Here is a 12,626-nt window from a genome sequence, read left to right as displayed (position 1 = left end):
GGGGGGACGTAGGTATAAAAAAACAATTTATTTAATCTCGCCTACGTTCCGCGGTTTAGCCGCGGAATCCAGCACCCACTCTATCCTTGGATCCCACAGGGCATAGGTATCAAGAAAATCAGCTTATTTAGCCTTTTTTCAATTTATCCTGCTCTAACCAAATGCTATTCTTTAAATAGTAACAATTTTGGCTTGTTCCGACAATTAAGCTATTATTAGTAATTTATTTTAAGAGTATCAATATGTCAGCAGAGACTAATCTTGCGCGCTTACCCATTTATCAAGATTTCGTTAATAAAATCGCAATACTTTCTCTACCTATATCCAGTAGTGAATTACATGGCATTATCTGCGGCTATCTTTGTGCAGGGGCCGCCGAAAAGGCTGAAAGTTATCTGCAAGCTTTAACACTACAAACTAAAAAAGATGAATTTACCCGTGCAGCTGCTATGGCCATTTTCGATACTTATACAGCAACCCAACAGCAAATTATGAACCTTGATTTTACCTTTCAATTACTTTTACCTGAGGAAGAGTCACCGCTAATAGAGAGAGCTCAGGCTTTTAGCCAATGGTGTGAGGGTTTTACACAAGGCATTACTTTATCTGGCATTAATTATGAACTTCTTGATGAAGAGGATTCACGGGAAGCCTTACAACATATTGTTCAATTTGCTCAACTTGATTATGACAATGTAGATGTTAGTGAAGAAGATGAAAAAGCGCTGGTGGACATTAGTGAATATACTCGTATGGCCGTCTTGCGCTTGAGTGAAGATTTTCATAATCTTCATTCTACTGATGAGCGCGCTAAACACTGAAGGAATTTTTTAATGATAACTCAAGAGGAATATCAACAACGTCGATGCAAACTTACTCAGCAGCTGCCTGAAGGCGCTGTGGCTATTATTGCATCCGCTCAAGAAATATTTCGTAACGGTGATACCCATTATCGCTTTCGGCAAGCCAGTAATTTTTACTATTTAACAGGATTTAACGAACCTAATGCCATGCTAATTTTATTTGCGGGCCAATCTGGTAAAAGTTACCTATTTAATCAATCTCGTCATCCAGAAGAAGAGTTATGGACTGGAAAACGGTTAGGCCAAGATGGGGCCTGCCAATACCTAAATATAGATGAAGCATTTCCTATAGAAAAGTTTAAAAGCCAGTTACCAGAACTATTAGCCAATAAAACATCTCTATTCTATGAAATTGGCCGCAACAAAATTTTAGATGGGATGATTTTACATGCAGTAAAGGAATTAAAAGCACAAGTGAGACGAGGTACAAAACCGCCAGATAATATACATGATATCGAACCCTTAATTAGTGAAATGCGCTTATTTAAAAGCGATGCTGAAATAGCTGTTATGCAGAAAGCTGCGGAAATTTCTGTTGCTGCGCATAAACGAGCTATGCAAGTTTGCTGTCTATTAAAAAATGAATATCAACTTGAAGCAGAATTACTCTACGAATTTAATCGTCAAGGTGCTAATAGTGTTGCTTATGTACCTATTGTGGGAGGTGGTGAGAATACATGTGTCTTGCATTATACCCAGAATAACCAACCTCTTAAATCGGGCGATTTAGTTTTAGTTGATGCTGGTTGTGAATTTGAAAATTATGCTTCAGATATCACCCGAACATTTCCAATTAATGGACGATTTAGTGAGCCACAGCGTGCAATTTACGAGTTAGTGTTAAAAGCACAAAAAGCTGGTATTGCATGTATTAAACCAGGTGTAGCTTGGCCAACCATTCAAGAAACGATGGTTGCTATTTTAACAGAAGGATTGTGTAATCTAGGTATTTTACGTGGTGATGTAAAAGCATTAATTGCTGAAGGGGCCTATAAGCAATTTTACATGCATAATTCAGGACATTGGTTAGGTCTAGATGTACATGACAGTGGCACATATAAAGTGAATAACGAATGGCGTCTATTAGAACCAGGTATGGTTTTAACTGTTGAACCTGGCCTCTATATTAGCGCTAATGTACCTAATGTTGATAAACAATGGTGGAATATTGGCGTTAGGATTGAAGATGATATTTTAGTGACTAAAACTGGTCATTATAATTTAACTGGTACCCTTCCAGTTGATATCATCGATATAGAGGCCTTAATGCGTGAATGAAAAACAAGTTGATATTTTAATTATTGGTGGTGGGCTTGCTGGTGCTGCATTGCATATAGCCTTAACTCGCAGAGGCTTCGATTGTTTACTCATTGAGTCCTCTCCCTTTTCAAACACGGTTCAACCTAACTTTGATGCGCGTACGCTTGCCTTATCACCTGCAAGTATGCGCATTTTACAAACGCTTAAAATATGGCCTCTTCTTGAGCAAGAAGTAACACCTATCCATAAGATTCATATTTCTGAACAAGGTCGTTTCGGTAAAGCTCAATTAAATCGTAAAGATAATCAGCCTTTAGGTTATGTTGTGGAAATGCAACATATTAATCGCGCGTTTCATCAAGCTATCAACCATCATTCTATTTTTGCACCGGCACAGTTAATTAGCCTTAATAAATTAGCACCAGCAGTCGCAATTCATTACGCTAATGAACAATTATTAATTAAAGCTAAATTAATTGTTGCAGCAGATGGTTCCCAATCAAAAATACGGCAATTAGCAAACCTTGAACAGGGCCTTAAAATTAAAGATTATTTACAGCAAGCCATTGTGACTAATATCGGTTTAGCCCGTCCTCACAAAAATGATGCTTACGAGCGCTTTACTCAATCTGGGCCGTTGGCTTTATTGCCTATTACCAAACAGCGTATGTCTATGGTTTGGGCATTAAGCCCGAATGAAGCCGATCGTATTAGTAAACTTACTGACTCTGCTTTTCTAGCCCATTTACAACAAGTTTTTGGCTATAAATTAGGACAATTTAAAAAAGTAGGTCACCGCACACTTTATCCGTTAAAACAAGTTATTATGCCCAACGCTATTGCTTGGCCGCTCGTTTTCATTGGCAATGCAGCGCACACACTCCATCCAGTAGCAGGCCAAGGTTTTAATTTAAGTTTACGGGATATAGCGGCCTTAGCTCAATGTATTGTTCAATATGGATTAACTTCTGCAATGCTCGAAAAATATCAGGCAATGCGTCAATACGACCAACAAATAATCTCCCGGGCAACGAACGACCTAGTTGAGCTATTTACGTCTAAACTACCTGGACTAGGCTGTCTACGTAGTATTGGTTTGTCGATATTTGACAATAGTAATCTATTAAAGAAAATTCTTACACATCATGCTCGAGGTTTTGCAGGGGTAGCTCCTGATTTAGTGTGCGGTATTGATTTATAATGTGAGGGTAGAATGAAGTCACATCAATTTGATGTTATTGTCGCTGGTGGAGGCGTTATTGGTTTGACTGCAGCTCTAGCTATGGCACAACGTAATTTCTCAGTAGCCCTCCTTGACGCCGGGGATTTGGAAATAAATTCATTAGCAAAACCAGATCTACGTGTTTATGCAATTAATCATGCGTCACAACACCTACTTACACAATTAGGTGCCTGGGAATTAATCGATCAATCCCGGGTTTCGCCTTACCTGCATATGCATGTTTGGGATGCGGTCACTTTAGCCTGTATTGAGTTTGATGCACGTCTCATTGCCAGCCCTAACTTAGGGACCATTATAGAAGAAACTATTATTAAAAATGCACTTTTAAAACGTTTAGCAAAAGAGCAAAAAGTGACCTTATTTCCTAGGCATAAAATTACGCAAGTAAATAGCAAATCCCAACCCATTACACTTACAAGCAATGATGAAATATGGCGAAGTAAATTACTACTAGTTACTGATGGTGCTAATTCACCTATTCGTAAAATGTTAGGCGCTCAGGTTACAAGCTGGCCTTACCATCAACATGCTTTAGTGACAACTGTACGGACGGAAAAACCGCATCAAGAAACCGCTTACCAAGTATTTAATCCAGATGGCCCGCTGGCCTTTTTACCTTTAGTTGATAAAAATTTATGTTCCATTGTTTGGTCAACAACGCCACAGCAAGTTAATCAACTAATAGCTTTAGAAAATGAAACCTTTAACGAAGTACTTAGCAAAGCATTTGCTTATAAATTAGGGCAAGTGCGTGTTGTTAGCATGCGGCATCAATTTCCTTTAATTATGCGTCATACCAAGCAATATGTAGGAAAAAATTGGCTATTGTTAGGTGATGCTGCGCATACTATTCATCCCTTAGCTGGTTTAGGATTAAATGTAGGTTTAGCAGACATTACAACTTGGTTAAATTGTCTAGATAAAAGCGCTAATAAAAGTTTTTCAACTAAAGCATTAACTGCTTATCAGAGAGAGCGAAAATACGCTGTCTGGCAAGTCATTGCGCTAATGGGCGGGTTGAAAACATTATTCGCCAATCCTTTACCTCCAATTGTTACTCTTCGCCAAGTTGGCTTAACCTTTTGTAATCAATTTACCCCTCTAAAAAGATTATTTATCGAGCAGGCAGTTGGCCAATCTTTAAAATAATTAAAGAATTGAGGATGTCTTAATAGAATGCCAAGAAACTTTACTTCCTTGGCATCTTATGAATGGTCTAATTAGTAAAGCTAATTATTCCTGGCGCTTCATTGCTTCAAAGAATTCTGCATTGGTTTTATGATTTTTCATTCTCTCAAGCAAGAATTCAATAGCATCACACTCATCCATAGATTGGAGAATTTTACGTAAAATCCATGTACGTTGTAACTCTTCAGGACTTAATAAGAGATCTTCACGGCGTGTTCCAGAACGATTAATATTAATGGCGGGGAAAACACGACGTTCGGCGATATTACGGCTTAAATGAATTTCCATATTACCCGTACCTTTAAACTCTTCATAGATAACTTCATCCATTTTAGAGCCCGTATCTACTAGAGCCGTAGCAATAATTGTTAAGCTACCACCTTCTTCAATATTACGTGCTGCACCATACAGTCGTTTTGGTCTTTGCAGCGCATTTGCATCCACACCACCCGTTAGAACTTTACCTGATGAGGGAATAACCGTATTGTAAGCTCGTGCTAAACGGGTAATCGAATCAAGTAAAATAACGACATCTCGTTTATGTTCAACTAAGCGTTTTGCTTTTTCAATGACCATTTCTGCCACTTGAACATGACGATTAGCAGGCTCGTCAAACGTACTTGCAACAACCTCACCTTTAACTGAACGTTGCATTTCAGTTACTTCTTCAGGGCGCTCATCAATTAATAATACAATTAAGTGACAATCTGGGTAACTCTTTTCAATCGAATGAGCTAAATTTTGTAGCATTAATGTTTTACCAGCTTTAGGTGGTGAAACAATTAATCCACGCTGGCCACGGCCAAAAGGCGCACACAAATCAACCACGCGAGCTGTTAAATCTTCTGAGCTACCATTACCTTGCTCCATAACTAGGCGTTGATTTGCAAAAAGAGGTGTTAGATTTTCAAATAATATTTTACGCTTTGTGCTGTCTGGTGCATCAAAATTGATTTGATCGACTTTTAATAAAGCAAAATAACGTTCATTATCTTTTGGCGGGCGAATTTTGCCATAAACCGTATCACCCGTTCTAAGTCCAAAGCGGCGAATTTGACTAGGCGATACGTAGGTATCATCAGGGCCAGCTAAGTACGAGTCGTCTTCAGAACGTAAAAAACCAAAACCATCTGGTAATACTTCTAAAACACCCCCACCGAGGATGTCCTCACCTTTACTAGCGTGTGCTTTTAGAATTGCAAATAAAATATCTTGTTTACGTTTGCTGGAAGTATTTTCAACTCCCATTTCCTGAGCTATGTTAACAAGATCGGCAATAGGTAATTGCTTAAGTTCTCTAAGATTCATACTACTCACTTGATGTATTATTTGTTTAAACGAAATGGGATTCCGAGAAAATTTAATTAGGAAGATCAACGTGGAAAGTTGTCGTCAACAGGCTTCATTGCCAATGCTAGTTACCAAATGTATTGGCCTAATTAGCAGGGATATCAATAAAGAGGTAACTTGAAATTGCCGACCTGTTGGAAACGGCCACATATTTAGCCTAACACAGCTTTTAAGGGAGATCCAGTTGTTTACATTAATTTTCCAACTTAAATAAAAAAAAATTATCATTTGCAGTATAATAGCTATTTTTCTAAACATACATAGCCAGAACCATTGTATTTTTATTCTCTCCTTACGATCACTTAATAGATCAAAAAAATAACAAAAATGACATTAATTTGCCATCCATAGCATAATTTTACTAAAATTCTATTTATAATTACTGTTTTAGAATTAAATATGTCTACCGAAGCTCAAGTGATTGAAAAATTGATTGCTGAATCTAAAGAAGCAAGAGACTTTTTTAGAACCAACCTACTTTCTTTTAAAGATCTAGATTTAGCAAAACCTTTGGAGCTCGTTGCTAAATTAGCAAAAGGCTACTCTTATAATCAAATTTTAAATAAAAATTTTAATGGGAATGTTGATCAATTAGCCCAAGCTGCAGCTTACGCATTTTTAGAGGGTAGTATTCCACGAGAGCAATTGGGTAGTATTCTTGAATTTAGAGAAATGAGGTTAGGTTTTGCTGCTTCTGCTTCTACGCGCAACAAAGTACGGGTTGAGCTTTTTTTGATAAAAATAACTGCTTAACACAAGAAGCTCAGGCACTATTACCTCATTTTTTGTCTTCGGAAGAAAAAAAAAGGTTTTTAAGTTTACTTAAAGAAAAACCTAGTTCAGATCAATGTTTTTTTGTTGTTAACATTCCTCGCTCTTTACTGCAAAATAATGATGAAAATACTGAGCGGCTTAATGGGCTTTTACAGCTCAGTAATAATATTAAAATAATACTAAAATCGCCTACACCTGTAATTGAGCGAGAATATACTCCTTTTGTAGAATTAACAGACGAGCTAGAAGAAGGAGAAAAAGAAGAGGAATTTTACCCTATTGTTGTATTTAGTGCAGGTGCGAGAGACGCCTTAACCAAAGCTATTTACGATACCCATGCTAAATCACTTTATGCAAGTATAGGCAGATTTAATATTGATGATATTGAACGCTCTATTAGAAATTATGGGCGTTATGCATCAACAGCCTATCCAGGCGTAGAAGATGAAACTTCTTTTCATAAAGTTATCGCTCGGGTTTTCTTTCTTACTTTACATGATGAAGCTCACCGCAGACTTATTTCCACTATTCCAGACTTTGCTTTTGAAGCCTTATTACAAGCAATCGATGTAGTTCGAGCAAAAACAGACATCAAATGGTCAAAAGAAATTTGGGATACCTTAGATATGGAGGTTGGTGAGTTTTTAAATGAAACACAGGCTTTCCGAAATCAAACCTCACCACAGGCAAGAACACAAACTTTTTCTAGGCTACTGAATGCCAAGGTCTACACTGAAGTCAGACCTATGGGGTTATTTACAGACTCACCTTTTATTGAAACTACTTGGTTGCTCGTGATAGATATCGTATTAAATAAAAAAAATTGGCAAATTTTTTCGATTGATGAGAGTGCTTTTCCGGAAGGTACTTTTTACAAAGACATGATTAATTGTATTCAAAAAAATAAACAAGCCCTTGAGAACGAGCCTTCTCCTGCTAGGCAAGTTGCAATTGTTATGTCTCAATATTTTAATTTACTCGCTCAAAATTCAAATGATGTCAAATTTGAAAAGCAAGGTAGATACCTTCAGTTATCTCAAGGCACTAAACCTTTCCTTTTCACTAAAGAAGTCTCGTTATTATTAGAAAATAATAGACAGTATTACTCTATATTAATTAAAGCCATAAGAGAGGGGCACTTAGGTTTTAGTCCCTTTACAGAGAAAATGGATAAGATTTTAAAGAGGATTAATTTCCTAGTAGAAGTAGTAAAAGTGAGAAGCGACGACTTACTAAAGTTGATTGAGAAAGAGAAACTACCCTTATTAGACTTAGTTAGCCTTACTGACGATGAGTTTAAGAAAATTAATTTTACAGTTATTGACTTGTTAGAAACAGGAAAGCTTCGTATCGATAAATTTAAACAACTATGTGCTTCAAGTATGATTGAAATAGTTAAAAATCCTAATATATACGGGCTAATCGACAAAGGAAAATTAACTATAAGCGACATAGAAGCACTTCCCTTAGGAAAACGTATTGAGCTGCAGGATCCAACCATTGTTGCAGCTTTTTTAAGCGATGAATTAACTTTAGAAGCATTTAAAGAGCTATCGTCTTTAGAAGACTTTAGAAATTTACACTCAGTAAAATCTTATGGTAAGTTCTTCACATCTTCAGCCAATTCATCAGTAAATCAAACGGATGTAGCCATTCAAATTAATAAAACTAATAATTAAATTTACTATTACTGTCTAAGCCTAAATCGCTGGCTATTGAGCTCTAGCGGAGTCTGATAAAAATGACACAAAGCTAAACGAAATAGATTAGCTCGCTTAGCTAAACCTTGTTTGCAATAAATCATTACCTGATCATAAACTGCTTGTTTAAAATTCTCTATATCAACACAAACCCCATTTAAATTATCAATACTAAAATGAAATCGATAGCCCGCTGCTACTGATAAAATCCATTCAAGCGCTTGTGGTTTAACTTCAACTTGCTGAAAGAGCGCCTGTTGGTCAGGGGTACGGCCATCAGGAATATACCAATAGCCATAATCCACTAATGATCGCCGCTCTTTGCCAGCAATTAACCAGTGAGCACATTCATGGAGAGCACTACTAAAAAAGCCATGCGCAAAATAAATAGCATGATATGAGCGACTTTGATCAGCTGGAAGATAAATAGGCTCATCTATGCCCTTTATTAATTGAGTATTATACTTCTGTGCAAAACAGGCATTAAAGATGGTAATTAAGTCTTGATAATGATGCTCTTTCATGTTCAATGTTGTTACATTACCTTTAAGCAAAGCCCATTATAATTTGAAGACCTGCTGTAAAGGATTAAAATTTTAAAAGAAACTCAACTTTCTAGCTAGACAAGGTACCGCAGGTTACCTGCGGTAAATGATAAACACTATTTTTGTCTTTATTAATTTTTGTTTAATACCAATATTTTTCGAGTACCTGGCGTAGCTGGTAATTTAATGTTACTAAGCTTTTCATAAAGCTTGGTAAATAAAATAGGAAAAATACCATTCCCAGTTACATTAGCAGCTGTACCAAAGGGATCACATAGCAAATAAATAGCCGTAATTAAACCGATCATTTCATTAGAAAAGCCTAAGTGTGCTTCTAAAATAGGTGCTACTACAATAATTACCCCACCAGGCACAGCGGCAACTGCATATTTTGCTAGTGCTGTATAAAATGCAAAGATAACAAAGGTTGATAAAGATGGTAGCGGCATATGAAATGTTGATAAAGTCGCTAGCGCTAAAATAGGTATACCAATGGCACTGCCAATTGTGTGAATATTGATAATGGCAGGCACGAGCATTCTAGCTTTTTCTGCATTAAGATTTTTCTCTGTTGATAATAATAGTACTGGCATAGCCGCAGCACTAGATATTGTACTTAGTCCTGTTAAAGTAGCTGGTAAAACATTTTTTAAATAAAAAATGAATTGTTTAAATTTACCTTGGCTAGCCATAAGATACCAAAAACTTAAGTACAGCCAGTGCGTAAGTATAATTAAAATCAATATTGGACCATAGAGATGCAAAGAGGTATGTAAAACTTGCTCGTGTTCCAACTTAAATAGAAAACCTAAAATAAAGACAGGTAATAAAGGAATAAATACCTTTTTTAAGAAGTTATTGGCTAATCTATTTAATACGACTCCCATTTGCTTAGACCAAGTTGTTGGCCATAGTGAAAAGAAAATACCTGTAAAAAATCCAATTAAAAGAGCAATATCATTAGAAATTAGCTTTTTCAAATGAAGTTGCCAAGCTGGTAATAATTGGGTGGCTGTTGTTGTAGCTTGGGCTTTAAAATGAAAAAACTCAAGGCCTACAGATCCGGCAGTGTAACCAACCATTAACGCTGTAAAATTTGAAATAAATACACAAGTAATTAATAAACAAACAAAAAGGAACGCACCCTTTTGTAAGTTAGCTAAGCAAGAAAAAACAAAACTAAAAATAATGAAGGGCATGAAAAATTCAAGTATCGTTTTCATACTTAGACTAAGTGCATAACTGATTGATTTAATTTCAGTTGGTATGTATTGACCAGCTAACAATGGAAATAAAATTACAACCAGCAACACACAAAGTAATTTAAATTTCTTTAAGTCAAAAAGCATGTTACTCCTTTAATTTACCGTTAACAAAATGCCTAAAAACTACACGTATGTTTAATCTACGTCAATTAAAAATTAATCATCACTTATACATTGGCATTATTTTTAGAGCATGTTTAACTAGTGAAAAATAAGAAAATTAAGAATTAAGCGGTTGAATTTAAATAAAAATGATTAAAAATTTTGAGAAAATGCTAAATTATTCCCGTCTTTAAACGGGAATAACCAAATGGCTAAATTATTAACTATTACTTTCAATGAATGCACTTAACTGTGATTTAGATAAAAGGCCCATTTTAACGGCTTCAACTTGCCCATTTTTAAAAAGGATAAGAGTCGGTATACTCATAACCCCATATTGTGAGGGCATTCTAGGATTTTCATCGATATTAATTTTAGCGAAGGTAACATTTTCACCATGATTGGCGGCCACTTCTTCTAAAATTGGCGTCAAAGCGCGGCAAGGACCACACCATTCAGCCCAAAAATCAACAAGAACAGGCTTGCTTGATTTAAGAACCTCTTGCTCAAAATTTGCATCAGTAACAGTTTTAATATTATCACTCATAAAGAAACCCTCGCTAAATTAAAGTTGCTGTTAACCATTATAGATCACCACAAACCGCTTGCAACACACTTAATGCAACAATTGCTGCCGTTTCTGTCCGCAGGATACGAGGGCCTAGACTCATAGGTAGAAATTGCTGTTTAATAAGATAATCTAACTCAATAGTACTTAATCCACCTTCAGGCCCAATGATAAGCCCAATCTCAGGTATTTTTTGCTCTAAACCTTTCCAATTTTGCATAGCATCAGGAGTAAGAACAACATTTAATTTAGGCAGGGGCTGTCTTAAATATTGTTGCAAAGAAATGATTGGGTTAATTTTTGGTATTTTATTTCTGCCGGACTGTTCACAAGCAGAAATAGCGATAGCTTGCCATTGCAAACGCTTTTTCTCAAACCGCTCTGAATCGACCTTGACTGCACAATGCTCGGTAATCAAAGGAGTAATACTTGCCACGCCTAACTCAACAGCTTTTTGCACCACTATTTCCATACGTTCGCCTTTAGAAATAGCTTGCGCTAAATGAATTAAGCATGGCGATTCACGATTGACTTCTTGTTTAGATAAAATTTTTACTATAACTTTTTTCTTATGAACACTAACAATTTCCGTATTAAATTCGTAATTATTACCACAAAATAGAGTTAACCGTTCACCTGGCTGCATACGTAAGACAACCCCCACATGCTGTCCTGCTTCACTACTTAATTCAATTTGCTGACCTATTTCATATTCACCAGCTTGATAAACGCGTATTTTTCTCACCATTTAACCTACTTACATAATGCTAATAAAAAATAATGATGATTCAGTTTAATTACCATTTTCTGAGCTCATCACTTAGTATTTAATAACTTTAATAGATTTTGAGTTATCAACCATTAATAAAGAACTATGTTGTTTAATATTCCTAACTATTTTATCAGCACACGACCTAACTAATAATTCAATATCAGTCCAATAATCATGCTCTTTTCCTAAGCAAATTGCTCTAGCTCGCTGCATAACTAACTTATAGTTTTTAGGTAGATGTTGAATAGCCCACGTAGCTGCATCAGGTTTAGAGCGGATTGTAGCGGTGCTTACCGTACACCAAATACGGGCTAAAGTTAACAATACATTTCTTGTATCATGATTAAGTTCAACAATTAAAATATCTAATGCCTCTAGACTAGCCTTGATTACATCTGTATAAGGAACATAAGGTAATAATTGAGTGGGATTAGGTCCAAACAAGATATTACTGGCTAATATAACTTGGGTAATAATTAAAGCTAAATCTGGCATCTTGTTAGTTAACCAAGGCACATGATTACCAGATTCAAACTCTTTTCGTAACCACTCGCCATATTGAAAATCAAAAAGTGGCGGATAGCGCCATGGATTAATTTCAGATTTTACAACAATTGTTAGCTCAACAGAGCGCTTAATACCCTTTAAATATATACCTGAAATTTTCAGTAACTCAGTAATTAACTGAGCTTTATCTTTCGCAGTAGTAGAACGGCTAGCAACCACAAATAAATCAAGATCACTATATTTCTGCAAACCACCGATTATAGCTGACCCATATAAATAGACCCCAAGAAGATGGTCTTTTAATATACTTTCCAGTGCAGCTATGCATTGCTTAACTTGCTCTGCTGCGAGGTTATCGAGTGTCATAATCACATTTATTGCCTACCTCTTCTAAGTTAATAGTTAGTTAAGCCCTTTACCAAAGTAAGCTAATATTAATACAATTTCACTATCTCAGCATGTTATTTGCCTTAAATTAAATTTGTCTAA

At 36.0% G+C, this 12,626-nt stretch carries 12 protein-coding genes; 6 read left to right on the top strand and 6 right to left on the bottom strand.

Going from position 1 to position 12,626, the window contains the following annotated elements; all coding sequences use genetic code 11:
• The first annotated feature begins 242 nt into the window (after window positions 1–242).
• From E1P04_RS05845 to E1P04_RS05830, 4 genes are read left to right on the top strand one after another with little or no spacing between them, the layout of a single operon-like run.
• Window positions 243–821: a UPF0149 family protein gene (locus E1P04_RS05845; protein ID WP_131781989.1), complete on the top strand. Its 579-nt coding sequence runs from the start codon at window positions 243–245 to the stop codon at window positions 819–821.
• 12 nt (window positions 822–833) lie between these two features.
• Window positions 834–2,141 carry a Xaa-Pro aminopeptidase gene (pepP, locus tag E1P04_RS05840; RefSeq protein WP_131781988.1) on the top strand — a complete coding sequence of 436 codons (1,308 nt, stop codon included), beginning with the start codon at window positions 834–836 and terminating at the stop codon, window positions 2,139–2,141.
• Window positions 2,134–3,324: an FAD-dependent monooxygenase gene (locus E1P04_RS05835; protein WP_131781987.1), complete on the top strand. Its 1,191-nt coding sequence runs from the start codon at window positions 2,134–2,136 to the stop codon at window positions 3,322–3,324. Before pepP ends, E1P04_RS05835 begins: the two co-directional genes overlap by 8 nt.
• A gap of 12 nt (window positions 3,325–3,336) precedes the next feature.
• Window positions 3,337–4,515 carry an FAD-dependent monooxygenase gene (locus E1P04_RS05830; protein ID WP_131781986.1) on the top strand — a complete coding sequence of 393 codons (1,179 nt, stop codon included), beginning with the start codon at window positions 3,337–3,339 and terminating at the stop codon, window positions 4,513–4,515.
• A gap of 84 nt (window positions 4,516–4,599) precedes the next feature.
• Here E1P04_RS05830 and rho read toward each other — a convergent pair whose 3' ends face one another.
• On the bottom strand, window positions 4,600–5,862 hold the full coding sequence (rho, locus tag E1P04_RS05825) for a transcription termination factor Rho (RefSeq protein ID WP_131781985.1): 1,263 nt from the start codon (window positions 5,860–5,862) through the stop codon (window positions 4,600–4,602).
• Window positions 5,863–6,303: 441 nt separating this feature from the next.
• Between rho and E1P04_RS05820 the strand changes: the two genes are divergently transcribed.
• Together E1P04_RS05820 and E1P04_RS05815 are read left to right on the top strand one after the other, a co-directional pair.
• Complete coding sequence (locus E1P04_RS05820; RefSeq protein WP_131781984.1) at window positions 6,304–6,657, top strand: hypothetical protein; 354 nt, start codon at window positions 6,304–6,306, stop codon at window positions 6,655–6,657.
• A gap of 32 nt (window positions 6,658–6,689) precedes the next feature.
• Window positions 6,690–8,357, top strand: a complete 1,668-nt coding sequence (locus tag E1P04_RS05815; protein ID WP_131781983.1) for a hypothetical protein — start codon at window positions 6,690–6,692, stop codon at window positions 8,355–8,357.
• An 8-nt stretch (window positions 8,358–8,365) separates the two neighbouring features.
• Here the strand turns inward: E1P04_RS05815 and E1P04_RS05810 are convergent, their stop codons facing one another.
• The 5 genes from E1P04_RS05810 to E1P04_RS05790 all read right to left on the bottom strand — a co-directional run bounded on the left by E1P04_RS05810 (window position 8,366) and on the right by E1P04_RS05790 (window position 12,503).
• Complete coding sequence (locus tag E1P04_RS05810) at window positions 8,366–8,902, bottom strand: elongation factor P hydroxylase (protein WP_131781982.1); 537 nt, start codon at window positions 8,900–8,902, stop codon at window positions 8,366–8,368.
• 152 nt (window positions 8,903–9,054) lie between these two features.
• Window positions 9,055–10,272 carry a cation:dicarboxylate symporter family transporter gene (locus E1P04_RS05805; protein ID WP_131781981.1) on the bottom strand — a complete coding sequence of 406 codons (1,218 nt, stop codon included), beginning with the start codon at window positions 10,270–10,272 and terminating at the stop codon, window positions 9,055–9,057.
• Window positions 10,273–10,510: 238 nt separating this feature from the next.
• Entirely contained in the window at window positions 10,511–10,837 is a 327-nt protein-coding gene (trxA, locus tag E1P04_RS05800; RefSeq protein ID WP_115329452.1) for a thioredoxin, read from the bottom strand.
• A gap of 37 nt (window positions 10,838–10,874) precedes the next feature.
• A complete protein-coding gene (locus E1P04_RS05795) occupies window positions 10,875–11,603 on the bottom strand; it encodes a 16S rRNA (uracil(1498)-N(3))-methyltransferase (protein WP_131782211.1) in 729 nt (242 codons plus the stop codon).
• Between the two features lie 75 nt (window positions 11,604–11,678).
• On the bottom strand, window positions 11,679–12,503 hold the full coding sequence (locus E1P04_RS05790) for an aminoglycoside adenylyltransferase domain-containing protein (protein ID WP_131782210.1): 825 nt from the start codon (window positions 12,501–12,503) through the stop codon (window positions 11,679–11,681).
• Window positions 12,504–12,626: the final 123 nt, after the last annotated feature.

This window comes from Legionella gresilensis (genome assembly GCF_900639865.1).
GTDB lineage: Bacteria > Pseudomonadota > Gammaproteobacteria > Legionellales > Legionellaceae > Legionella_C > Legionella_C gresilensis.
This window is presented reverse-complemented; position numbering and strand designations above follow the sequence as displayed.

Bases quoted from the DNA above. Each gene is read 5' to 3' on its own strand.
- pepP (WP_131781988.1), top strand. From the start codon at position 834: ATGATAACTCAAGAGGAATATCAACAACGTCGATGCAAACTTACTCAG.
- E1P04_RS05790 (WP_131782210.1), bottom strand. From the start codon at position 12,503: ATGACACTCGATAACCTCGCAGCAGAGCAAGTTAAGCAATGCATAGCT.
- rho (WP_131781985.1), bottom strand. From the start codon at position 5,862: ATGAATCTTAGAGAACTTAAGCAATTACCTATTGCCGATCTTGTTAAC.
- E1P04_RS05830 (WP_131781986.1), top strand. From the start codon at position 3,337: ATGAAGTCACATCAATTTGATGTTATTGTCGCTGGTGGAGGCGTTATT.
- E1P04_RS05820 (WP_131781984.1), top strand. From the start codon at position 6,304: ATGTCTACCGAAGCTCAAGTGATTGAAAAATTGATTGCTGAATCTAAA.
- E1P04_RS05810 (WP_131781982.1), bottom strand. From the start codon at position 8,902: ATGAAAGAGCATCATTATCAAGACTTAATTACCATCTTTAATGCCTGT.
- trxA (WP_115329452.1), bottom strand. From the start codon at position 10,837: ATGAGTGATAATATTAAAACTGTTACTGATGCAAATTTTGAGCAAGAG.
- E1P04_RS05805 (WP_131781981.1), bottom strand. From the start codon at position 10,272: ATGCTTTTTGACTTAAAGAAATTTAAATTACTTTGTGTGTTGCTGGTT.
- E1P04_RS05845 (WP_131781989.1), top strand. From the start codon at position 243: ATGTCAGCAGAGACTAATCTTGCGCGCTTACCCATTTATCAAGATTTC.